This window comes from Pedobacter chinensis (assembly GCF_003339865.1).
GTDB lineage: Bacteria > Bacteroidota > Bacteroidia > Sphingobacteriales > Sphingobacteriaceae > Pedobacter > Pedobacter chinensis.
The window spans coordinates 66385-91950 of the sequence record NZ_QPKV01000009.1 but is presented as its reverse complement, the minus strand read 5'-3'; the positions used below and the strand labels follow the sequence as shown (position 1 = coordinate 91950).

17 protein-coding genes and 2 tRNA genes are annotated in these 25566 nt (G+C 36.1%); 11 read left to right on the top strand and 8 right to left on the bottom strand.

Going from position 1 to position 25566, the window contains the following annotated elements; all coding sequences use genetic code 11:
- Nucleotides 1–36 precede the first annotated feature (36 nt).
- Nucleotides 37–1281, top strand: a complete 1245-nt coding sequence (gene odhB / locus DU508_RS19130) for a 2-oxoglutarate dehydrogenase complex dihydrolipoyllysine-residue succinyltransferase (protein WP_115404374.1) — start codon at nt 37–39, stop codon at nt 1279–1281.
- A 1535-nt stretch (nt 1282–2816) separates the two neighbouring features.
- On the opposite strand, the gene DU508_RS19125 is transcribed toward odhB, so the two are convergent.
- From DU508_RS19125 to ileS, 3 genes are read right to left on the bottom strand one after another with little or no spacing between them, the layout of a single operon-like run.
- Nucleotides 2817–3419 (bottom strand): lipoprotein signal peptidase, encoded by a 603-nt coding sequence (locus tag DU508_RS19125; protein WP_115404373.1) that lies wholly within the window; start codon nt 3417–3419, stop codon nt 2817–2819.
- Nucleotides 3419–3802, bottom strand: coding sequence for a TraR/DksA family transcriptional regulator (locus DU508_RS19120; RefSeq protein ID WP_115404372.1), 384 nt, complete (start codon nt 3800–3802; stop codon nt 3419–3421). Before DU508_RS19120 ends, DU508_RS19125 begins: the two co-directional genes overlap by 1 nt.
- Before the next feature lie 30 nt (nt 3803–3832).
- Nucleotides 3833–7237, bottom strand: coding sequence for an isoleucine--tRNA ligase (gene ileS, locus DU508_RS19115; protein WP_115404371.1), 3405 nt, complete (start codon nt 7235–7237; stop codon nt 3833–3835).
- Nucleotides 7238–7505: 268 nt separating this feature from the next.
- Between ileS and DU508_RS19110 the strand changes: the two genes are divergently transcribed.
- Entirely contained in the window at nt 7506–7778 is a 273-nt protein-coding gene (locus DU508_RS19110) for an isoleucyl-tRNA synthetase (protein WP_115404370.1), read from the top strand.
- A 106-nt stretch (nt 7779–7884) separates the two neighbouring features.
- On the opposite strand, the gene DU508_RS19105 is transcribed toward DU508_RS19110, so the two are convergent.
- The 3 genes from DU508_RS19105 to recO form a co-directional block, all read right to left on the bottom strand.
- A tRNA-Val gene (locus DU508_RS19105) sits at nt 7885–7962 on the bottom strand.
- Between the two features lie 53 nt (nt 7963–8015).
- A tRNA-Val gene (locus DU508_RS19100) sits at nt 8016–8093 on the bottom strand.
- A 63-nt stretch (nt 8094–8156) separates the two neighbouring features.
- Nucleotides 8157–8882, bottom strand: a complete 726-nt coding sequence (recO, locus tag DU508_RS19095; RefSeq protein WP_115404369.1) for a DNA repair protein RecO — start codon at nt 8880–8882, stop codon at nt 8157–8159.
- A gap of 122 nt (nt 8883–9004) precedes the next feature.
- Between recO and DU508_RS19090 the strand changes: the two genes are divergently transcribed.
- The 3 genes from DU508_RS19090 (at nt 9005) to DU508_RS19080 (ending at nt 13082) form a co-directional block, all read left to right on the top strand.
- Complete coding sequence (locus DU508_RS19090) at nt 9005–11356, top strand: efflux RND transporter permease subunit (RefSeq protein WP_233509676.1); 2352 nt, start codon at nt 9005–9007, stop codon at nt 11354–11356.
- A 110-nt stretch (nt 11357–11466) separates the two neighbouring features.
- Complete coding sequence (locus DU508_RS19085; RefSeq protein ID WP_115404368.1) at nt 11467–12375, top strand: UbiA prenyltransferase family protein; 909 nt, start codon at nt 11467–11469, stop codon at nt 12373–12375.
- A gap of 80 nt (nt 12376–12455) precedes the next feature.
- A complete protein-coding gene (locus DU508_RS19080; protein ID WP_115404367.1) occupies nt 12456–13082 on the top strand; it encodes a class I SAM-dependent methyltransferase in 627 nt (208 codons plus the stop codon).
- A 154-nt stretch (nt 13083–13236) separates the two neighbouring features.
- On the opposite strand, the gene DU508_RS23995 is transcribed toward DU508_RS19080, so the two are convergent.
- Both DU508_RS23995 and DU508_RS19075 read right to left on the bottom strand, forming a co-directional pair.
- Nucleotides 13237–13401 (bottom strand): hypothetical protein, encoded by a 165-nt coding sequence (locus DU508_RS23995; protein ID WP_199562747.1) that lies wholly within the window; start codon nt 13399–13401, stop codon nt 13237–13239.
- A gap of 207 nt (nt 13402–13608) precedes the next feature.
- Nucleotides 13609–15060, bottom strand: a complete 1452-nt coding sequence (locus DU508_RS19075) for an amino acid permease (protein WP_115404366.1) — start codon at nt 15058–15060, stop codon at nt 13609–13611.
- A gap of 1045 nt (nt 15061–16105) precedes the next feature.
- On the opposite strand from DU508_RS19075, the gene DU508_RS19070 reads away from it, so the two are divergent.
- The 6 genes from DU508_RS19070 (at nt 16106) to DU508_RS19045 (ending at nt 25446) form a co-directional block, all read left to right on the top strand.
- Nucleotides 16106–16441: a PadR family transcriptional regulator gene (locus tag DU508_RS19070; RefSeq protein WP_115404365.1), complete on the top strand. Its 336-nt coding sequence runs from the start codon at nt 16106–16108 to the stop codon at nt 16439–16441.
- Nucleotides 16442–16456: 15 nt separating this feature from the next.
- Nucleotides 16457–18073, top strand: coding sequence for a PspC domain-containing protein (locus DU508_RS19065; protein ID WP_115404364.1), 1617 nt, complete (start codon nt 16457–16459; stop codon nt 18071–18073).
- A gap of 158 nt (nt 18074–18231) precedes the next feature.
- Nucleotides 18232–20685 carry an outer membrane beta-barrel family protein gene (locus tag DU508_RS19060; protein ID WP_115404363.1) on the top strand — a complete coding sequence of 818 codons (2454 nt, stop codon included), beginning with the start codon at nt 18232–18234 and terminating at the stop codon, nt 20683–20685.
- A gap of 94 nt (nt 20686–20779) precedes the next feature.
- The gene (locus tag DU508_RS19055; RefSeq protein ID WP_115404362.1) at nt 20780–21145 is read left to right on the top strand and encodes a hypothetical protein; all 366 of its coding nucleotides are present in this window, start codon (nt 20780–20782) and stop codon (nt 21143–21145) included.
- Nucleotides 21146–21262: 117 nt separating this feature from the next.
- Entirely contained in the window at nt 21263–21922 is a 660-nt protein-coding gene (locus tag DU508_RS19050) for a GDSL-type esterase/lipase family protein (protein ID WP_115404361.1), read from the top strand.
- Nucleotides 21923–22527: 605 nt separating this feature from the next.
- Nucleotides 22528–25446 (top strand): triple tyrosine motif-containing protein, encoded by a 2919-nt coding sequence (locus DU508_RS19045; protein ID WP_115404360.1) that lies wholly within the window; start codon nt 22528–22530, stop codon nt 25444–25446.
- The last annotated feature ends 120 nt before the right edge of the window (nt 25447–25566 follow it).

The following is a 25566-nucleotide window of genomic DNA, read 5'->3' as shown; positions in this document are numbered from 1 at the left end:
AAGACAAAAAATCAAAGAAATTACAATTTTAAAAATATGAGTTTAGAGATAAAAGTTCCACCAGTTGGTGAGTCGATAACCGAAGTTGTTTTATCACGTTGGATAAAAAACGATGGTGATGTTGTTGAAATGGATGAAGTTATTGCAGAGTTAGAATCAGACAAGGCTACATTCGAATTAACCGCAGAACAAGCTGGAACTTTAAAAACCATAGCTGCTGAAGGCGATACTTTAGCTATTGGCGCAGTAGTTTGTAAAATTGAAGATGGTGGTGCAACAACAAGTCCTAAGTCTGAAGTTGTTAGTCCGAAGTCGGATGTGAAAACACCAGATGTTGTTGCTGAAACACCTAAGACTCAAGACTCAGGACTATCGACTCAAGAGTCTTATGCTACCGGAACTCCATCTCCTGCTGCTGGAAAAATTCTTGCAGAAAAAGGTATTGAAGCATCTGCTGTAAAAGGAACAGGTGTTGATGGCCGTATTACTAAAGATGATGCGGTAAAAGCTGAAAGCGGAAAAGCTAAAGCCGAAAGTCCAAAAGCGAGTGCTCCTGTTGCTGCTGCGGCCCCTGTCGGTAGCCGTGGCGAACGTCGTGAGAAAATGTCTCCACTACGTAGAACAGTTGCGAAACGTTTAGTTGCCGTTAAAAATGAAACCGCAATGTTAACTACTTTCAATGAAGTTAACATGAAACCGATTATGGACTTACGCGGAAAATATAAAGATCAATTCAAAGAAAAATTTGGTGTTGGTTTAGGTTTTATGAGCTTTTTCACTAAAGCTGTAACTGAAGCTTTAAAAGATTTCCCTGCGGTTAACGGTCGCATAGAGGGTGAAGAATTGGTTTACAATGATTTCGTTGATATTTCCATCGCTGTTTCTGCGCCAAAAGGTTTAGTGGTTCCTGTTATACGTAATGCAGAGAGCATGACCTTAGCTCAAATTGAGAAATCGGTTTTGGAATTGGCTTTAAAAGCTCGCGATAGTAAATTAACCATAGAAGAAATGACTGGCGGAACATTTACCATCACTAATGGTGGAGTGTTTGGTTCAATGATGTCAACTCCAATCATCAATGCACCTCAGTCAGCTATTTTAGGTATGCACAACATTGTTGAGCGTCCTGTTGCTGAAAAAGGTGAGGTGGTTATTCGTCCGATGATGTATGTAGCTTTATCTTATGACCACAGAATTATCGATGGACGTGAGTCTGTTGGTTTCCTGGTACGGGTAAAACAATTATTGGAAGATCCTGCTAGATTGTTATTGGGTGTTTAGTCTGATAAATTAGCTTAAAGTATAAAGCTTCAGCCTTTGGTTGAGGCTTTTTTTGTTTTCTGTTGAATGACTATAACATTCCGTTATTGGCTGGAGTCAGTGATTTTGAAAGAGAGGTAAAACAAGGTATATACAAACTGCTTTAAAACAATAAGCCCATTTTAAGTTAAGAAAGGTTATTAATTAATTTGTCAACTTTCTAACTACAACGCTATAAAAGTTGACAACTTTGGGATTGATCGAAAAAAAATCATTCAATTAAGAAAGGGCATGATTAAAGTTGTCAACTTTCTAAGGACAGTGCTATAAAAGTTGACAACTTTGGGATTGATCGAAAAAAATCATTCAATTAAGAAAGGGCATGATTAAAGTTGTCAACTTTCTAAGGACAGTGCTATAAAAGTTGACAACTTTGGGATTGATCGAAAAAATCATTCAATTAAGAAAGTACATGATTAAAGTTGTCAACTTTCTAAAGACAGCGCTATAAAAGTTGACAACTTTTGGGTTGATCGAAAAAAAATCATTCAATTAAGAAAGGGCATGATTAAAGTTGTCAACTTTCTAATTACAGCGCTATAAAAGTTGACAGCTTTGGTTGATCGAAAAAATCATTCAATTAAAAAAGGTTATTGATTAATTTGTCAACTTTCTAATTACAGCGCTATAAAAGTTGACAACTTTGGGATTGATCAAAAAAATCATTCAATTAAAAAAGGTTATTGATTAATTTGTCAACTTTTTAACTACAGCGCTATAAAAGTTGACAACTTTGGTTGATCGAAAAAATCATTCAATTAAAAAAGGTTATTGATTAATTTGTCAACTTTCTAATTACAGCGCTATAAAAGTTGACAACTTTTGGGTTGATCGAAAAAAAATCATTCAAATAAGAGAGGGCATGATTAAAGTTGTCAACTTTCTAAGGACAGTGCTATAAAAGTTGACAACTTTGGTTGATCGAAAAAATCATTCAATTAAAAAAGGTTATTGATTAATTTGTCAACTTTCTAATTACAGCGCTATAAAAGTTGACAACTTTGGTTGATCGAAAAAATCATTCAATTAAGAAAGGGCATGATTAAAGTTGTCAACTTTCTAACTACAACGCTATAAAAGTTGACAACTTTGGGATTGATCGAAAAAAATCATTCAATTAAGAAAGGGCATGATTAAAGTTGTCAACTTTCTAAGGACAGTGCTATAAAAGTTGACAACTTTGGGATTGATCGAAAAAATCATTCAATTAAGAAAGTACATGATTAAAGTTGTCAACTTTCTAACTGCAGCGCTATAAAAGTTGACAACTTTGGGATTGATCGAAAAAAATCATTCAATTAAGAAAGGGCATGATTAAAGTTGTCAACTTTCTAATTACAACGCTATAAAAGTTGACAACTTTGGGGTCTATCAAAAAAGCCCATTTCAGTTAAGAAATGGGCTATATTAATTGTCGTTACCCAAACTTTATTTTAGCGTCCCGAACATTTAAAAGAGATACTGAATCAAGTTCAGCATAACGAGTAATTACCTATTTAATCTTCTACAATCTCACTATTAATACTTACATCATCCTTTACATCTTCTTTAAAATAGTTTTTCTGAAAGATCAGGATAAGGATCACACCAACTGAAATTGCTGCATCAGCAAGGTTGAAAACGGGTCTGAAGAATACAAACTCGTCGCCACCCCAAATGGGTATCCAGCCCGGAAAGCGGCCTTCTGCAATCGGGAAATAAAACATATCTACCACACGACCGTGAAACCAGCTTTCGTAGCCATAAATTTTCCCATAAAATACAGAATCGATAATGTTTCCTAATGCGCCAGCAAAAATTAAGGCTACATTTAGGGTTAATCCACGATGGTATTTATGCCTGATCAGATAATGTAAGCCATAACCAATTCCAGCCACTGCCACAATGCGGAAAAGTGATAGCGCTAATTTCCCAAATTCACCGCCAAATTCCATTCCAAAGGCCATTCCATTATTTTCCGTGAAATGGATAATGAACCATTTGCCAATAATGTTAAACTCCTGGCCAAGGTACATATGAGTTTTAACCCAGGTTTTAATCAGCTGATCGGCCAGTAAAACCAAAAAGATAACAATTAAAGGTTTTGTATAGCCTTTCATTAACCTTGCTTTAATTTAGCTTCCATGCTTAATGTAGCATGAGGAACAGCACGTAAACGTTCTTTTTGGATTAATTTGCCAGTTTCGCGGCAAATGCCGTAAGTTTTGTTTTCAATGCGAACCAAAGCATTTTCCAGGTTATCGATAAATTTTTTCTGACGCGCAGCCAATTGATTGATTTGCTCTTTTTCCATGGTTGCAGAACCATCTTCTAATGTTTTGTAAGCACCTGAAGTATCTTCTGTACCGTTAGCGTTTGGATTACTTAATGATGCTGTAAGCGCATTAAGTTCTTCTTTCGCCACGCGTAATTTATCTTGAATTAATTCTTTAAATTCCTGAAGTTCACTGTCTGAGTAGCGTGTTTTATTGCTGTTTTCCATGTTTTTAATTTAGTTTTCTAATATATGGATTTATATTTTAGTTACTGAAATGCTTAACTGAACATCATCAATGATGATTTTGTTTGCACTATTTACAGTATCTGTTAATTCTAATTCATCGGCTAAGATTTCGTCACAAATGTAAGTCTTGTTTCTGGCAACTGCATTTGCCACCAAGTTATCATTTTGTAATGAAACTTTAATCCTATCGGTTACTTCAAAGTTTAATTCTTTACGTAAATTTTGAATACGGTTAACCAGTTCACGTGAAATTCCTTCTTGTTTCAATTCTTCAGAGATTGTTACATCCAAAGCAACAGTTAAACTGCCCAGATTGGTAACCTGCCATCCGGGAATATCCTCAGCAAAAACTTCTACATCATCATTTAAATCAATGGCGTGCTGCACGTTGTTGCTGCCGAAGACGTTGATATAACCATCTATTTCTAAACGCTGGATATCATCCTGGTTCATATTCTCCAAAGCCTCTTTCACAATGCTCATGTCCTTACCCACTTTTTTCCCTAAAGATTTAAAGTTCGGTTTCAGTTTTTTCTTTACAATGCCATGCGTATCGGTAATAAACTCAATATGCTTAACATTCGTTTCAGAAAGAATATAATCGGCAACTTTAGAAATTTTTTGTTCAAAATCGCCATTTAAAGATGGAATTAAGATTTTCTCCAAAGGCTGGCGTACATTAATGCCCGATTTTTTACGCAAAGATAAAACCATTGATGAAATATCCTGAGCGTAAAGCATTCTTTCGTTCAAGGCATAATCAATTAAGCTTTCGTTGGCTTCATTCCATAACGTTAAATGAACGGATTGTGCAGCAGTTTTATCTGTAACCGTTAAGTTTTTGTACAACCAATCAGCAAAGAAAGGCGCTACAGGGCTCATCAACTGTGCTAAAGTTTCCAGGCAAGTATAAAGTGTTTCATAAGCCGCACGTTTATCTTCAGTCATTTCGCCTTTCCAGAAACGGCGGCGGCTTAACCTGATGTACCAGTTACTTAAATGCTCATCAACAAAAATCTGGATGGCACGCGTAGCTTTTGTTGGTTCATAAGTGTTGTAGCTTTCATCAACTTCATTGATTAAGTTTTGCAATAACGATAAAATCCAACGGTCTAATTCTGTCCTATCTTCAACCTTGCTTAAATTATTTTTGTCGATTTCGAATTTATCGATATTGGCATATAAAGCAAAGAATGCATAAGTATTGTAAAGTGTTCCGAAGAATTTACGCCGCACTTCATCCAGGCCTTCCAAGCTAAACTTAAGGTTATCCCAGGGTGATGCATTGCTAATCATGTACCAGCGCGTAGCATCGGCACTGTACGTTTCGATGGTGCTGAAAGGATCAACCGCATTGCCTAAACGTTTAGACATTTTGTTGCCGTTTTTATCCAGTACCAATCCATTCGAAACCACATTTTTAAATGCCACACCAGGATTTCCAACTTTCTCATTTACCGCTTTAATTTCATCACTTGCCTCACTCAGCATTACTGCTATGGCGTGCAAAGTAAAGAACCAGCCGCGGGTTTGATCAACACCTTCTGCAATAAAATCGGCAGGGTAGGCGTTTTCAAAAGAATCTTTATTTTCAAAAGGGAAGTGCCATTGTGCATACGGCATGGCGCCGCTATCAAACCAAACATCAATCAGGTCGGTTTCACGGATCATTTTTTCGCCTTTAGATGAAGTTAAAATCACATCATCAACATAAGGGCGGTGCATATCTTTCAGCTCGAAACCAGCAGGCATAAAACCAGCTTCGATAGATTTTGCGATTTCTGCATTCAGTTCTTCGATAGAACCAATACATTTTTCTTCCAAACCATCGGCGGTACGCCAGATTGGCAATGGCGTTCCCCAATAGCGTGAACGGGATAAATTCCAGTCAACCAGATTTTCTAACCAGTTGCCGAAACGGCCGGTTCCGGTAGATTCCGGTTTCCAGTTGATGGTTTTATTCAACTCTACCATTTTATCTTTAACAGCAGTGGTTTTGATGAACCAGCTATCTAAAGGATAATATAAAATTGGTTTATCAGTTCGCCAGCAGTGCGGGTAACTGTGCTCGTATTTTTTAACATCGAACGCCTTATTGTCTTCTTTTAATTTAATGGCGATCAGTACATCCGTAGGTTTAAAATCTGCTGATGAACGTTCCTCATCACTATAATATTCTTCTTTTACATAACGGCCCGCGAAATCGGTAACCTCAGTAACAAACTTTCCTTGCTTATCAACCAATGGCAATTCGTTTCCTTTTTCATCCCAAACCATAACTGCAGGAACACCATTTTCTTTGGCTACACGAAAGTCGTCTCCACCAAAAACCGATGCAATGTGAACAATACCTGTACCATCTTCGGTGGTAACATAATCTGCAGGAATCACACGGAAAGCGTTTTCTTCTAAATCAGTGCTTGTTACATATGGCAACAACTGGTGGTATTTTAATCCGACTAAATCTTTACCTGTAAATTCAGTAACGATTCTCCATGGGATTAATTTATTACCACCTTTATAATCGGTAAATGATAAATTTTCGGCATCCTTTTTAAAGTGTTTAGCAACCAGATCTTTCGCTAAAACCACGCTAACGGGTTCGAAGGTGTATTGATTAAAAGTTTTTACCTTAACATAAGAGATTTTCTCGCCAACGGCTAAAGCACCGTTGCTTGGTAAAGTCCATGGGGTGGTGGTCCAGGCGATTATAACCGTATCTTCTCCATCTTCCTCAAATAGCTGAGCAATTAAAGGATGATTCTGGTCTTTTTTCAATCTGAACTGCGCCGTGATTGAAGTATCTTTAAGCATTTTATATGTGCCTGGTTGATTCAGCTCGTGCGAGCTTAAGCCAGTACCAGCAGCAGGTGAATACGGTTGAACCGTATAACCTTTATACAAAAATCCTTTATTGTAAAGTTGTTTTAAAATCCACCAAAGGGTTTCAATATATTCATTTTCATAGGTAATGTATGGATTTTCTAGATCAACCCAATAACCCATTTTCTCGGTCAGGTCGTTCCAAACATCAGTATAACGCATTACTTCGGTACGGCAGGCCTCATTGTATTCATCAACGCTGATTTTTTTGCCGATATCTTCTTTGGTAATGCCTAATTTTTTCTCAACTGCTAGTTCGATGGGTAAACCGTGAGTGTCCCAACCGCCTTTACGTTTAACCTGATAACCTTTTAAAGTTTTGTAACGACAAAAAATGTCCTTAATTGCACGAGCCATTACGTGGTGAATCCCTGGCATACCGTTAGCCGATGGCGGACCCTCGTAAAAAGTAAACGGATTAGATTTTGGGCGGGAAGAAATGCTCTTTTCAAAGATGTTCTCCTTTTTCCAAAAATCCAGTATTTCCTGCCCTATTTTGGCAAGCTCCAATTGTTTAAATTCGCTATACATCAATTAAGTACCTCAAAAAATTAAGGTTGCAAAGTTAAAGTTTTTCGTTCAAATTTGGTAGTTTTGATGTAAATACTTTTAATGTGAAATTATTTAATATCGGGCTTACGCTAATGATTGTAGCTGTGGTTGCACTGCCGATCATTGCTGTTATTAATCCCGCTAACCGCGATTTTGTGCTTTATGCATTTTATTTCTGCGGCTTGCTCGAACTAATTGGACTCATCTTTGTTTTAGTTCATATTATAACACTTAAAAGAAAGAACCCATGATCAAGCTCTTAAAATTACAAAAGGCGGTTTTCGTACTCATTGCTGGTCTGCTTTCGTTCATCGCATATAAAATTTTGGATGCTTACGATGTAAAAGGCAGTATCTATTTTCAAATGTTGGCGGGTGTACTTGTAATGATTGGTGCGCTATGGCTATTATATCCGATTTTATTTTCTAAAAGCGACGGAGAGGGGAAAGCAGAGATCATTACTGACCCAACTGTTAAAGTTCCTGTTGATGAGGAAGAAAAAAACGCTGGTACGGAATAATGAGCATTCGCAGAAAACACAACTTTTTAAAAATCCATTAAATTTTTGGTGGCTGATATGGAAATCGAACCTATAAAAAAAAGCCTCTCAGTTTCCTGAAAGGCTTTGGTGGGAAATGAGGGGTTCGAACCCCCGACCCCCTCGGTGTAAACGAGGTGCTCTGAACCAGCTGAGCTAATTTCCCTTTTTTTAAGGATTATGTTTGTAAAAAAGCCTCTTAGTTTGACTAAAAGGCTTTGGTGGGAAATGAGGGGTTCGAACCCCCGACCCCCTCGGTGTAAACGAGGTGCTCTGAACCAGCTGAGCTAATTTCCCTTTCCTTTTGGGAATGCAAATATAGTGCTATAATCTTGCTTTGCAAATCTTTTTTATTTTTTTTCAACTAAGCAAAGTTTCCAGAATTTTATGCGATTGCACTTCGCCAAATGAGGCTGTGTGTAAGGTATAGAAAACCAGTATTTTATCTAAAAGAAACCTCCTTTGCGTATTGCTCATTTTTATTTCAGAAATTTTTTCTAAAGGGGTGTTAAATAAAGAAATAAAGCCAATTGCATCTTCCAGCTGAAGATAATGCGCATGAACAGGGATTCTGGAAACAAATTCACCTTCCTGTAAATCGAAATAAATTTGGTCTGTTCTTCTTTTTTCATTCGGCGAAAACCCTAAAAAACGAGTGAGTTTTAAGAGAAACGACAAGTGGAAATTTGGATTGATTTGCTCACTCTCATCGAACCACGCAATTGAATTAAAGATGTAATCAAATATGCTCTCATCAGCAGATTGCTGCCGGATACTTTTATATAACACCTCATTCAAAAAAATGACAATACTCGTTTTAACCATATCGTAAGGAATGGTTTTAAAGACAGGTGTTTGCCTGATTTCTGATACCCGTTGAATATTGGTGTTCACTTTATGATAAACCACCATATCCAACAGATGTAGTGATTGCAACATGTTCATTTTAATCTTTGCTTTGGGTTTTCTAACTCCATTGATCAGGTACGATTGCATTCCGAATTTATCGGTTAATACCTGGGCAATTACGCTGCTTTCGCTGTAATTAGTGGTTTTTAAAACAATGCCTCTTACTTTGTGCAACATGCCAGTTAAAACAATTTTTTCAAAAGTATGTTATTTGTGCAAATTTAATTGCGCAAAAAATCATCTCAATTTATAAATAAGATTAGTTTTGCCCTTAAATACATCATTAAACAAAGCTACAAATGTGGGTTAAGCTATCGAGATTTATTCTTCAGAACCGTATCGCAATCATCGTTTTTTTCTTACTGGGCACTGTTTTTATGGCTTATCAAGCCAAAAATGTTAAGCTTTCTTATACCGGAAGTAAAATTTTGCCTGTTACTGACAGTGCTTTTGTAAAGTATAATAATTTCAAAAAAACCTTTGGTGAGGATGGAAGTGTGATGGTTGTTGGTATTCAATCGCCGGATATTTTTAAGAAAGAGACCTATAATCAATGGGTGCAACTTTCTAATGACATTCAAAAGCTGAAGGGTATTAAACAGGTATTATCTTCAGGCAGGATTTTTCAATTGGAAAAGGATACCGTTGAGCAAAAATTCACACTAAAAGCAATTCCGGGAGGACCCGTAAAAACAGATGCGGAAATGGATTCGATTAAGAATACATTATACAATACGCCATTTTTTGAGGGCCTGGTTTACAACAGGCAGAATGCAACATTAATGGCGATTACTTTTGATACTAAAATCTTAAATACAGCAGAACGTAATCCGATTTTGAGGCAGATTGAAGAAAAAGCAAAAGCTTTTCAGGCAGCAACCAAAATACAGGTTCATATTTCGGGTTTGCCTTATATCCGTACAGCGGTTAGTAAATTGGTTAGCAATGAGTTTGTATTATTTTTAGGTTTATCCATTCTCGTTTCGGCCATCATTTTGCTCATTTTCTTCAGAAGATTTTATGCCGTTTTCTTTCCTATTCTTGTTGTGGTGATGGGTGTAATCTGGAGCATAGGAACTTTAGTTTTATTTGGATTTGAACTGACTATTTTAACGGGCTTAATTCCGCCGCTTATTGTAATTATTGGCATACCCAACAGTATTTTGTTGTTAAATAAATATCAAAATGAATTAAGAAAAGGAAATACCAAAGCGCAGGCATTAAGTGTAACCATAGAGCGGATTGCTGTTACCACGTTAATTGCAAACATTACTGCAGCCATTGGTTTTGGCGTTTTGTACTTCACAGGAAGTGAATTATTGATGCAATTTGGTAGTGTGGCTTCAATAAATGTAATGGTAACCTGGTTGATGTGCTTATGTTTAATCCCGATTATTTTCAGCTATTTGCCAACGCCAAAATTAAAAGCACAAACTCATGTAGAAGAAGGGTTTTTGCATAAATTACTGGTTAAAACTGATCATCTTGTTCAGCAAAAAAGCAGTTTGATCTATATTGGTACAATTGTGATTTCAATTGTTGCTTTTATAGGAGTAATGAAGATTAATGTTAACGGCTATGTGGTTGATGATTTACCTAAAAACTCTGAGATTTTAACCGACTTAAAGTTCTTTGAGAAAAATTTTGAAGGTATTTTGCCTTTGGAAGTGAGTGTTGATACCAGGAAAAAGAATGGTGTTTTTAATCTGACCAATCTGAAACGAATGGAAAAAATGGAGAATATGATCTCCGCTTATCCTGAATTTTCCCGTTCCATTTCGGTTAATATGGGTTTGAAATATGCCACACAAGCATTTTACAATAACGATTCCACATTCTTTCGTTTGCCAGATAATATGGAGAAAAACTTCATATTGGCCTATATTGCCAGCGGTGGAAAAGGAAACGCAAATTTGCTGACAAATTTTGTGAGCAAGGGAAATCAGAGCACAAGAATCAGTTTCCAAATGGCCGATGTTGGTTCAAAGCGCCTGGATGCGATTATGGCTGAATTAAAACCCCGTATTGACAGTATATTGCCACCTGATAAATTTGATGTAGAACTAACAGGTTCAAGTGTAATCTTTTCAAAAGGAACAGATTATATGCTAGAACATTTGTTTGAAAGTATTGGCTTAGCCATTATATTGATTTCGTTATTAAGACTTGCACAGTTTAAAAGTTTAGGAATCATGTTTATTTCTTTATTGCCTAATATTGTTCCGCTCATTATTACAGCGGGAATTATGGGGTATTTTGGAATTTCATTAAAGCCATCAACAATCTTGATTTTTACCATTGCATTTGGTTTGGCATCAGATCAAACCATATATTTCCTAACCCGGTATCAGCAAGAATTAAACCTTACCAATTTCAGCGTTCCAAAGGTAATTACCGATACGATAACAGAAACTGGTGTAAGTATGACACATATTGCATTAATCTTGTTTTTTGGTTTCGGAATCTTTACGGCATCTACATTTGGTGGAACAGTTATTTTAGGTTTGCTGCTTTCCATCACATTATTTGTCGCCTTAATTTTCAACTTAACTTTATTACCGGCTTTGGTTTTGTTCCTGGATAAAAAGAAAGTCAGAAAATTAGTTTCTGATGAAGAATCAGCAAGAAATGTCAATGAATTTGATCACTAAAATATCAGAGCCTCTTCTAAATGAAGGGGCTTTTTAATGCCTCTGTTTATATCAGTTATTCAATTTTATTCCGAAATTGGAAACCAATGGTAAAGTAATTGTTTTAATAAATGAACAAGATCATCCGTTTTGTTTTCTTTGGAAACTACTTTGTTGGGATTTTAGCCGTAGCATTAACTCTAGAGGCCACATTTCAATTACGTTTGCCTTTCAACTCTTTGAATTATTATGTACTGCTGTTCTTAGCGCCTACAATCTATTATACTTATGCTTACAATAAGGTTTCCACTCAGCCATCAGTCACAAATCCAAGAACACAATGGTACTTTGAGCATAAGGAATTTATCGGTCGTAGCCAGGTTGTCCTTTTTGTATTTTGCCTGCTCCTGGCGGTTAACCTGCTTTATCGTAATTTCAGCAATATTTTAAATTTACCGGCAATTTACTGGTTGGCAATAATGGTTATGATAATGGCCGGAACAATGTATTATGGGTTACTGCCTAAATCCTTTCTCCCATTCAACCTCCGCAGCACGGGTTGGTTAAAAGCTTTTGTAATCGGTTTTGTATGGGCTTGTTGTGCAAATGTTCTTCCTTTAATCATGCTTAAAGTGGAAACAGGAATTACTTACCATGATTCCATTTTGTGGGCCTGGCTCTTCATCAAGAACTGGATGTTTTGTACAGTGAACGCCATTATTTTTGATATTAAAGATTACCCAACTGATTCCAACAAACAACTCAGGACTTTTGTGGTAAGATATGGACTTCGAAAAACAATTTTCAGTATTTTGATTCCCTTGTTAATTATCGGATTAATTTCCTTGGGAATTTTTGCCAGTTATAAAGGATTTGGTATACCACAGGTTATATGCAATATTTTACCTTTTATACTGACTATTTATGTAGCTTATTCCATGCATCAGCGAAAAAACATATTGTATTATTTAATGGTAATTGATGGATTAATTTTGTTTAAAGCTATTTGTGGAATAGTTGGGATGCAATTTATACGATAAGGGTTAATTGTTTGAATCGGTGAACTGGATAATCGGTGACAGGTTCAATTAACCAATTTCAACAATTAAATAGTTAACCAATGGATAACAACTACGATAAAATAGCAAAGCATTACGACTTTTTAAGTCGTCTGGTATTTTTTAAATCACAGGTTAATGCACAAATCAATCAATTGAAATATATTCCAAGTAATAGTTCTGTACTAATTGTTGGTGGCGGTACCGGTTGGATTTTGGAGGAAATAGCGAAGGTTCATTCTTCAGGATTGAATATTGTTTATGTAGAACTTTCTGAAAAAATGGTAGCGCTTTCGAAGAATAGAGATTTTCAGGAGAATAATGTAGAATTTGTAAATCTTAGCATTGAAGATTATCAAACAACTCAGTCGTTCGATATTATATTAACTCCTTTTTTATTTGATAATTTTTCTGAGGAAAGAGCAGGGCATGTTTTTAGAAAGTTAAATCATTATTTAAAGGAAAAAGGACTTTGGTTTTTAGTTGATTTTTCGCTGAATAACATTCATGGAAAGTGGTGGAAATCCATTATGCTAAAATTGATGTATTGGTTTTTTAAATTGATCGGAATAGTGGAGGCCCGGCAACTCATTGACATGCACCCTTATTTTGAAGCGATAAAATATCAAACCATTGAAAAGCGATTTTACTATAAAAATTTTATAGCTGCATCAATTTACAAGAAATAAAATAATATTTTTTATTGCGATCATGTTGCGCCTGCATTTATGCAGCAAACGATTATATAACCTTAGGGAGGTCGTTATTAATAATTAAAGCACTGGAGCAGTTGTAGCTGTAACAATGAATAATTTCAGAAAATTTTTGAGAAATCATCAATCCTTAAAATAAGATGGCACCAACTATAGTAGCGATGAACATGGTCGCCATTACAATTCTGTCGGCATTAATCCATTGTTCTCTGGTAATTGGTGCGGCAACTTTTTTTACAGTTTCAGCTTTTTGTCTGCTAAGCCTGAAAACGGAAGTGTCTAATTTAATAATCATAAGGAAATGTTTTTAATAGGTTAATTTCCTTATTTCAAATCCTAAGCCAAAATCTGCAAAAAATGTTGAATTGTGGATAACTTGTATTTTTTTGTTAAATATTTGATGTTATGAAATTATATTACAACTTGTTGCTATATAGTTGATCGTTAGCGATGTACAAAAAAATGAACAATACAATAATTAGGCGTATTTAATGGTATACTTCTAACCGTTAAGTTTTTTTTCTTCAACATTAAGTTTACTGTTTTTGCGGCCGTACCAGAAGTAAATGGCTAAACCAATTCCCAGCCAAACTGCAAGGCGCAACCAGGTTTCCCAAGGCAAAAATACCATCATTGCAATACAGGTTAAAATACCCAAAATTGGAATTAGAGGAACTAATGGAACTTTAAACGGCCGTTTCGCATCTGGATCAGTTTTTCTTAAGATTAAAATACCAATACATACCATTAAAAATGCCAGTAATGTTCCGATACTTGTCATTTCGCCCACAACATTCATAGGTACAAAGGCTGCAAACAATGCAATAAACGCACAAAGAATGATGTTTGATTTCCATGGAGTTTTAAATTTCGTATGTACTTCTGAGAACATTTTAGGTAATAGCCCATCTTTACTAATGGAATAGAACATACGAGATTGCGCCATCAAATCAATCAGAATCACAGAAGTGTAACCAATCAAAATGGCAAGTATTATGGCCTGACTTAACCAGGCGTATGGCGTTTTTTCAATAGCAATGGCTACCGGCGCCCCACTATTGGCAAATTCTTTATAATTAGCCAAACCCGTCATTACATGTCCGAATAATCCAAACAAAATGGTACAAACCAGTAAAGAACCAATAATTCCGATTGGTAAATCGCGGCCAGGATTTTTAGTTTCCTGAGCTGAAGCAGCAACTGCATCAAAGCCAATAAATACAAAGAAAACCAGTCCTGCACCCCGTAAAATACCACTCCATCCAAACTGGCCAAAAGTGCCTGTATTTTCCGGAATATATGGATGATAATTTGTTGGATCGATATATTGCCAGCCCAAAGCAATGAAAACCAGAACAACACCAACTTTCAGAAAAACGATGATCGCATTTACAATTGCTGATCCTTTTGTACCACGGATTAAAATAGCTGTCATTAAAACAACAACTAATGCAGCAGGGATGTTGATGATGCCATGAACAGTTGATCCATCTGCCAACTTAGCGGTTTCAAAAGGGGAGAGCGTAAGTTGTGCGGGAAGATAGATACCCAGGCTTGCTAAAAACCTGGTTAAATATTGCGACCAGCTTATGGCTACGGTTGCACAGCCCACAGAATATTCTAAAACCAAATCCCAGCCAATTATCCAGGCAAAAAGTTCGCCCATTGTGGCGTAAGAGTATGTGTATGCGCTACCAGCTACGGGAATCATCGAGGCAAATTCCGCATAACAAAGTGCTGCAAAACCACAGCCCAGAGCAGCAATTACAAAAGATAGGGTTACCGCCGGACCAGAATGGTTTGCTGCAGCCAGACCTGTAATAGAGAATAAACCAGCGCCGAGCGTTAAGCCAACGCCAATCAAAATTAAATTGATAGGACCTAAGGTTCTTTTGAGCGTTCCTTCGCCACTTTCGTTTGCCTCAGCAACAATGCTGGCAATAGATTTTTTCATGAGATATTATGGTTTCTTTTCTCCGTACGAAAGCAACACTACGCAATTTGCTTTATATTGCAACACAGAGTGGTTTTTCACGAAAATAAATTAAGATGTCGCAAAATTATTAAAATATATTAAATCTATGGTGTTTATAGATAATTGATTTATAAAGTTTGTTAAATGCCTGATCGCCTTGGCTTGCTGACCTGTAGCGAAGTGGGAAACTGCGGAGTAAATTTATTTTACAAGTGTAAATATTAATTTTAAAAGGTCTTGTAGCTACTTCGTGGTCAGCATCTTTCCGGTTATGCGTTCATGCCATTAAGTTCCTGAAACAAACGGCGCAGCCCTCTTGAATACCATAAAAACTTAAAAACAAATGAAAAATTCAGGATGACGACCGTTCGTGTATGGTGTTTTATTAGCATCATATTTAACCATCTCGTCATGCTGAATTTATTTCAGCATCTTTCTTGCCATGTATTCATGCCATTAAGTTCCTGAAATAAATTCAGGATGACGATTGTTCGTGTATGGTGTTTTATTAGCATCATATTTAACCATCACGTCATGCTGAATTTATTTCAGCATCTTTCCTGCGATGCGTTCATGCGATTAAGGTACTGAAACAAGTTCAGGATGACGACCGTTCGTGTGTGGTGTGTTAAGCGTAATGCCTAGCCATTTCGTCATGCTGAATTTATTTTACAAATGGAGTTAGTGTTTTCAATGGTCTTGTAGCTACTTCGTGGTCAGCATCTTTCCTGCCTACGTTCACGCCATTAAGGCCCTGAAACAAACGGCGCAGCCCTCTTGAATACCAATAAAAACTTAAAAACAAATGAAAAATTCAGAATGACGATTGTTCGTGTATGGTGTTTTATTAGCATCATATTTAACCATCACGTCATACTGAATTTATTTCAACATCTTTCCTGCTGCGTGTTCAAAATTTTATTTAAAAATTAAATACTTGATAATTAGCAGTTTATAGCTTTACTTTAATTTATTTTAGTACTATGTATTGCATAGTACAATATAAAACATATATCTTTGTATTATGATAGCAGAAAATACGCAAACACAAATGCGGAAGGGAATTCTGGAGTACTGTGTTTTATCAATCATCTCACGAGGTGAAATTTATGCCTCGGATATTATTGCTGAATTAAGATCGGCAAAACTGCTGGTGGTTGAGGGTACACTATATCCATTATTAACCAGGCTTAAAAACAATGGTTTGTTAAGCTATAACTGGGTAGAATCTACCTCAGGCCCGCCCCGTAAATACTATACCTTAACCGAAATTGGTAAAGATATTTTATCACAATTAGATCAAACCTGGCAGGAGCTGGCTTATGCTGTAGGTGTTTCGCAAAAAGGAGCCAATTCATAATTATTAAAAAAGGAAATGGAAAAGACCATCATCATAAATATAGGGAACACAATTATTCACATTGAAGAAAGTGCCTACGAACTCTTAAAGGTTTATTTAAACGAAGTAAAACAACATTTTGCCAACCATGCAGATGATTTGGAAATCGTAACCGATATCGAAAATCGAATTGCTGAATTGTTAACAGAGCAATTGGAGGAACAGAAGAAACAAGTGGTTGACTCAAATGATGTAAATGCAGTAATTGCTCAAATGGGACGCGTTCAGGATTTTGATGCTGTTGAAGAAAACGAAGACGAACCTGTAATAAACGGTAGCTATCCGTTTCATGCAGAGAAAAAACTGTACCGCGATATGGATGAGCGTATAATTGCAGGTGTTTGCGCCGGTATTGCACATTACATTAACACCGAAGCAAAATGGATCCGTTTGGCAGCTTTACTAACCATATTTATGGGCGGCGCCGGCTTCCTGGTTTATGCTATCCTTTGGATCATCATGCCTAAAGCAAAATCTCGCATCGAAAAAATGGAAATGAAAGGAGAGCCTGCAAACTTACAGGGTTTCCAAAAGAATTTAGATGAAGAATTACAAGCAGTTAAAGAGCGTTTAGGGGAAGTGAACAAACAAGCCCAACCTTTATTTGCCCGTTTTGGGATATTTATAGGCGAGTTTTTCGAATGGTTAGGAAGATTTATCTCTGGAACAGGGAAAATAATTTTTAAAGTTATTGCTGGCTTTATAGTGGTTTTTGGAGCATTTTTATTGTTGATGCTAATCATTACCACGGCTGCCTTTCAAGGCTTTTGGGATTCAAGCATCTATGAATATTTTCCATTTTCCATTATAAATGATGGTAATAGAGGGGTAATTTTGTTCAGTGCATTTATTGTATTGTTTATCCCTATTTTAGCTCTTGTTCTATTTTCAATCAGGGTTGCTTTTAATAAACAAGCCATTAATAAAACGCTTTCTTTCGCTTTGTTAATTATCTGGTTAGCAGGCGTTGCCACTACTGGTTATCAGGCAGCAAAAATATCTTCCGAGTTTAAGCAACACGCAGAGCTTTCGCAAACTGTCGATTTAAAATCTTACTCCACTTATATTATTGATATTGACAGAAGTAAATATTTCAGTAAAGAGGATAGTATAGCATACCATATCGATGCCAGTCAGAAAAATCAAATTGTGATTGACGATTATGAAAACGGACCCTTTGTTTCGCCAAACAACATTCGGATTAACATTAATAAAAGTGAAACCGGCGCAACACGTTTAACGCAGAAAAATGAATCGCAGGGTAAAACATTCCCAGGTGCTTTGCAAAATGCCCAAAACATCAGTTACAATTATGTATTGAAGGATTCAGCTATAGTTTTTAGTCCACGCTTTCAACTAAGAAAAGGAACCATCTGGAGAAATCAGGAGGTTTGGTTAAACCTTGAAGTGCCTGTTGGAACTAAATTGATTTTGAAAGAAGATTCTTACCGTTACATCAATAATTATTGGGCCTGGAGTTGTAATGATCATGAAAATGATCATAATAACTATAGTGTTTGGGTAATGACCGAAGAAGGTTTGAAATGCAAATACGATTTAGATCATCCACAGGAGAATACAGAAAATCAATAGGAATTTAGATAAATCATCATTTGAAAGAAGTGGAAAAAACTAAAGGCGCGGTAAAGCAAAGGTTTAACTGACGTAATAAAGTCAATTTAGAATATCTCTCCGTTTTACTGCGCTTCGGTTGAACTGATGATTTATGAGATAACTTAAAAGAAAAAAACATGAGAAAGTTATTGGTGCTAATGGCATGCCTAATGGTGTGTGGGGTTTCCTTTGCCCAAAAATTAAATAAAATTTCAGGGAAAATTGTTGATGAAAAAGCTGTAGCCGTGCCATTTGCGATTGTAAGAGTGTTAAATTTCCCTGATACAACTGTTGTTAAAAGTGTGGCGACAAATTCTGATGGTGGATTTGAAATCACTCAGTTAAAAAACGGTAATTATATATTATCAATTTCAATGGTAGGTTTTAAAAGTAAAAAGACTGAAAAATTTTCTTTGAATGATGATTTAAAAATGCCAGTCATTAGCATTGAAAGCTTAACCAAACAGCTAAAGGAAATTAGCATATCAGGTAAAAAACCATTTATCGAACATCAGATTGATAAAACTGTTTTAAACGTTGAAAACAGCATTACAGCAACAGGAGGAACAGCTTTGGAGGTTTTAGAGAAGGCACCTGGTGTTCAAATCGATCGGCAAAGCGACCAGATCAAACTCAATAATAAATCCGGGGTACTGGTCATGGTTGATGGCAAAACCAATTTTTTATCTGGCGCCGATGTGACTGCTTTGCTGAGCAATATGAGTGCCGAACAAATCTCCACAATTGAGATAATCACTAATCCATCATCTAAATATGATGCTGCTGGAAATGCAGGAATCATCAACATCAAATTAAAAAGAAACAAAGCATACGGCACAAATGGAACCGTTTCTTTTAATGGCGGACAGGCAATTATGCCTGATTCTCCCAGTGATTTGTATCGCGCCGGCGTAAATCTTAATTTAAACCATAGGGAGGGAAAATGGAATATTTTTGGGAATGGTGCAGTAGCAAGGAAATCGAATTTTAATAATTTGTCTCTGAACCGTACAACGTCATCAAATGGCTTATCGAGTTTTTTAACCCAAAATTTTAAACGACAAAATAAAGGAGTTGGTTTTCAGGGTAAACTTGGTACAGATTATTATGCATCAGAAAAAACAGTTTTTGGTTTAATGCTGGATGCCAATACAGTGAAAACTAAGCTTACTAACTTTAGTAATACAAATATCAATGCAGTTCAAAGCGGAACAAATACGCTCAGTTCTATTTTACAAGATGCTTACTCCACATCACCCATTGGAAATTTAACGGCTAACTTTAACATTAAACATGATTTCGATAAGAATGGCAAAAGTTTAACTTTTGATATGGATTATTCGGGTTTCAGTAATGAAAAGGATGAAAGTTTTTTGGCTGATTATTTAAATGGTGGTGGAAGTTCTACTAACCAAACCAGTTTAAGAAACAGCACTGATGCGAAAATTAATGTTTATGCTGCCAAAACCGATTTAACTTTACCACTTTCCAAAACAATGAAAATTGAAACGGGATTAAAAAGCAGTTATGTTGTAACCAATAATGATTTTCTTTCAGAACAATTTATATCAGGCGCATGGCAAAATGATGTAGGGAAATCGAATTACTTCGTTTATAAGGAAAACATTAATGCGGCTTACGCAAATTTTGCAAAAGAATGGAAAGTCTGGCAAATTCAGTTAGGATTAAGAGCCGAGCATACGCACTCCAATGGTAATTCGGTTACTGATAATAAAGAAGTTGACCGAAATTATGTTTCCCTGTTTCCCACTGCTTTCGTGAATCAAAAGATTAGTGAAAACCACAATATCCGCTATTCTTATAGCAGGAGAGTTGATCGACCGAATTATCAGCAGTTAAATCCATTTGTGTTTTACATGGATCCTTTAGCTGTAGATCAGGGAAATCCTTATTTAAAGCCGCAGTTTACTGATAATTTTGAGATCAACTATAGTTACAAACAGGCGTCTTTAACACTGGGTTATTCTGATACCAGAGATATGATTACACAAATCAGTCAGCAAAATGATGTTACAAGAGTGATTAATGTGATTCGTCAGAATTTAGGCCGTTTCCAGAATTTTTCTGCAGGCATTTACATTCCCATAAAAATAACCAAATGGTGGAATCTGCAAAATAATGCAAGTCTTTATTATAGCAAATTTCAGGATCCAAATTTAGAAGGTGCTGCATATGATGCTGGAAAAGTAGCAGCGAATTTATATAGTTCCAGCTCTTTCACACTACCGCAAAATTTTAGCCTCGAAATTAATTTCTGGTTAAATACGCCCCGGGTTTCTGGTGTGGAAAGAACCACAGTTACTCAATATGCTATAAATGCCGGAATTCAGAAAAGTATGCTGAATAAAAAGCTTAAATTGAGATTAAATATGGATGATATCTTTCTGACGAATTATTGGGCCGGAAGTTTGGTTTACCAGAACGTTAACATGAACGTGGTAAATCGCTACACGAGCAGAAGAGCAAATTTTAACATCAGTTACAATTTTGGAAATCAAAATGTGAAATCGGCAAGATCAAGAAATACCGCAACAGATGATATTAAAAACAGAGCTGGAGGTGGGAGTTAGCCTTATGATCGCCGGTTCGGAGTCTTAAATTCAAAGTTGCATGGCAATAACCAATTACCAACAGTTAATCAGTTTAAATAATTAAACAAAAAATATGAAAACAATAATATATGGCATTGCCATTCTCTTCGCATCATTGTGCTACGCTTGCCATAACAGCGGGGGCCATTTATCACTTAAAACAAGTGATACCAATTCATCTTTTAAGTTTGAGGCAAGTTTTACAGAAGATAAAATAAGCAAACTTGAAAAATATTTAGACAGCGCATTAAACAATGAACTTCCGCTTGATCAAAATATCGATTTATTTGTGAATTTAAATGGCAAGGATAAATTTAACTTAAAGGCTAAAAAAGGTTGGTTGGAGATTAATTTTGACAAAAAGAACAGCTCGTTGGATGGTTATGTGAAGTTGAAGAAAATAACCGAAGGCATTCAGCAGAAACTAACAGAGAAATAGTCTTCTGCTTCGCATGTACATATTGGATTAAAACATATTCTATCAGTCACAGACTTTTTATATAGCGTTCAGGTAATGATTCTTATCTTGTGTGCTTTCAAAATATGTTTACAAGCCATGAAAAAATTATTCTTAACCTTATTTCTTCTTCAATTTTTACTGATAACCGCCTTTGGTCAATCGAAACCCAATTTTTGGAATGATGTACAAACCATCAAAAAGTATGATCAGATGTATAAACCACCAGTTCATCCGGTGTTGTTTATAGGAAGTTCATCGATTAGAAAATGGGACGATTTAACACAGGTATTTGCTAAATATAACGCCCTAAACCGGGGAATAGGTGGCGCGGTAACAAACGACATCACGTTTTATTTAAATGATATTGTATTCCCTTATGATCCACGTCAAATCGTAATTTATGTAGGCGAAAATGACCTGCCGAATGAAAAAACCACTCCTGATAGTGTTTTAAACAGAACCATTAATTTGTATCAATCCATCAGGGCGAAATTGCCCAGTGTGCCTATTGTTTATATTTCGATAAAACCGAGTCCGAGCAGAGAAAAATTTAAGGAAAAAGGTGTAGCGGCTAATGCGCTCATTAAAGAGTTTTTATCAAAGGAACCTTATACAAAATTTGTAGATGTTTATAGTCTGATGCTCACAAAAGATGGAAAAATGCGCCCTGAATTATTTGTTGATGATATGTTGCACATGAATGCAGCGGGCTATGCGATCTGGAAAAAGGCGGTACAGAAACACCTCATCAAATAACCTCATCAGAAGAAAGAAATTTTTGAGTTTAGAACTATTTTAATTTTTTTTGGTTCGTGGGTATGGAGCTATGGTACGTGCCCTCAAGTATTTTGCTGAGTTGGGTGTGTGACACCATATTTCCAGGCTAAGCTGTGTCGTCATTCCCACGCAGATGAGAATCCAATGTCATTATTTAGCTTTTTAGAGCGGCCGTCATTGCGAATCGAAAAAGGGCCTGTGCAGTGGAATGAAGCAATCTTCTGGTGTGAGAGGATATAAGCAGTGGAAGATAAGGCGAACTGACAAGTCCACAGCACGGGCAGATTGCCACGGTTTTGAAAAAAACCTCGCAATGACGAGCAAGTTTCCCTTAACTTAACGACATTGAATGAGAATCACTATTGCTCATCGAGGATAATCTTAAGGCTTTCGCTATTGAAAAACGCATTAGCTAATTATCACGTTATGGTTTTAAAGATGTATTCACGATAAGCCTGTTCAGTTGCCGTGCATATCCTTACCTACCACTGAGTTTGGGAAATGATTTAGAAACAGTTTCATTTTGTTTCTCGTTAGCTAAAATTGAAATTATATCTTTATAATTGCGTAATCTCCCTAACTAAATGAATAAATTTCTTTTTGCTTTAACTATCATTCTGATTAGTAAGTCTTCATATGCCCAGGACTTAATGGGCATTCCACAAATTGTTAATTATAATAATGAAGACTATAAAGGAGGTATTCAAAACTGGGACGTTAAACAAGATCATGGCGGGATTCTTTATTTTGGGAATAATGAGGGTTTACTAACCTTTAACGGGCGATATTGGAGTCTTCATCGTCTGCCCAATTTTACCGCTGTAAGGTCATTAGGAATCGATACAAAAAACCGGATCTATGTTGGCGGACAAGATGAATTTGGATATTTTTACCCAAATGCCCAGGGAATCTTAAAATACACATCTCTTCTTCACTTACTGCCAGAAAATTTAAGAAAACTAGCCGATATATGGGATATTTCCATTTTTCAGGACGAAGTATTTTTCCGGTCTAATAATGCCATCCTACATTATAAAAACGATGCAGTTAAGTTTTATAAACCATCTACTTCCTGGCTATGTTTGGCTTTGGCAGATCATAAAATCTTTGCTCAGGATAAAAAAATAGGATTAATGGTTTACAGCCAGGAGGCCTGGAAACCTTACTGTACTGATACTATTTTAAAGCAAGCATCAGTAACTGCGGTTTTGCCTTACCAGGGAGATACATTACTAATTTCGACCTTAAAACGGGGGTTGTATTTGGTTTCAAAAGGCAAGTTAATCTCTTTTAAAACCAAACTTGATCATATACTCTTCAATGATCGTATATTTTTTGCGGGTCAGATCAATCCTTCTCAATATGCACTTGGAACAACTTCTGGTGGGGTTTATGTGATGACTAAAAATGGTGAACTGGTTCAAAAGTATAATTATCGGGAAGGCTTACAAAATAATAACGTTCGGGGTATTTTGCTCGATAGCGATAAAAACATGTGGCTGGCTTTAGATGATGGAATCGCCTATATAGCGATTAACAGTGCTATAAAAAATATTTTTCCCGACCGAAACAAGCAAATCACCAGCTATGCTTTCAGGAAATATGATCAATCGCTTTATATCGGTACATCAAATGGGCTTTACGCCTCAAAACTTACCGGAAACAATGATGATTTAAGTTATTCAACATCAAATTTTACCGAAGTTAAAAATACAAAAGGGCAGGTTTGGGGATTAAATGAGTTTAATAACCAATTGTTAATGGCACATGAAGAAGGTACATCTGTTATTAAAAACGATGTAGCCACACCTTTATATACATTGCCCGGAACCTGGATGTTTCAACCTTTGGAAAATGTATATCCTATTACAGATTTGGTTGCGGGAACTTATTCCGGTTTGCAGAAATTAGCTTTCAAAAATGGTTCTTTCTCTAATGTTGGTAAAATTGACGGCATAAATGAAACACTCCGTTTTATTGTAACAGATAATAACAATCCTGATTTGATATGGGCGTCTCATCCTTATCATGGTGTATATAAAATTGTGTTAAAACCTGATCACAAAAGTGTTTTAAGCAGTACAATGTATACTGATCGTGATGGACTGCCGCTTAAACTTTACAACTATGTTTACCGAATCAAAAACCGGGTAGTTATAGCAACAGTTAAGGGTGTGTTTGAATTTGATACAACAACCAGGAAATTTGTTCGGCTAAAAATGTTTGGCAACGCTTTGAACGATATTCCCATCCAGTATTTAAAGGAAGATAGCGATGGAAATGTATGGTTTGTGAGTAATAAAAAAGTTGGTGTTATTGATTTCAGCAAACCTTCCGGAGGAAACGCTTTCAGCATATTTTATTTGCCTGAATTAGATGGGAAAGTGGTTGGTGGCTTCGAGTCGATTTACACGTTGGATAACAAAAACATATTTATTGGAGCAAACAAAGGTGCTTATCATATCAACTACAGCAAGTATATTCAAAATATTACTAAACCAACGGTTGTTTTGGGAATGGTAAAGCTGCAGGGTAAAACTGATAGCCTGGTTTTTGGAGGCTACTTTGTAAAAAATGGATTAATTACCGGTAAACAGGATCTTACTAAAAAACCAGCATATACCTATGACCTCAATTCTATTCATTTTGAGTTTTCATCTACACTTTTTGAGCACGACAAGAATTTAAAATTCAGCTATCAATTGGTTGGCTTTGATGATGAATGGTCGGCCTGGAATAATAAAAGCGAAAAGGACTACACGAATCTGCCTGCCGGAAATTATACATTTAATATAAAGGCCAGAACCAATGTTGATAATGAGTCGAAAATATTAAGTTACAGTTTTAGGATTCTGCCAGCATGGTATAACACAATTTGGATGAAGCTATTTTATCTGATTATTGCTATTCTCCTGGTCAGATTGATTATCAAATGGCAAAAGCGAAAACACCGGAAAGAACAAGAGCGGATCACCTATCTGCACCAGTTGGAATTGGATAGGAATGAGAAGGAAATTGTTAGGCTTCAGAATGAAAAGCTGGAAGCTGACGTGAATTATAAAAACAAGGAACTTTCTACCATGACCATGCATTTGGTTCAACGTGGAAAAGTTTTAGCTAAAATTAAAGAGGTTATTTCTGCCGTTGTTAAAAATCATGATATCAGCGAGAGCTCGCCAAGTTTCAGGCATCTCATCCGCCTGATAAAAGATGTAGAAAAGAAAGATCAGGAATTGGATCATTTAAGTGTACATTTTAACCATGTAAATACTGAATTTTTTAATAAGCTGAAAGATCTTTATCCGGATTTGAGCCAGAATGATCTAAAGTTTTGCGCCTACCTATCCATGAATCTCTCATCAAAAGAAATGGCACAATTAATGAATGTAACCATCAAAGCCATTGAAGTAGGAAGGTATCGCCTTAGAAAGAAACTCAATCTAAAACCTGAAACCAATTTATACGAGTTTTTAATCGAAATTTCGAGGCAAAAAAAACCTTAAATCGACATTTTTGTTACAATCTGATTTTTTTTATTGATTAATATTTAACATTCTGATTTACAGGTGTTTTTTGTGCCTTCTGTAGGGCTTATGTAGGTATATATTCATCATTTTTTTCTT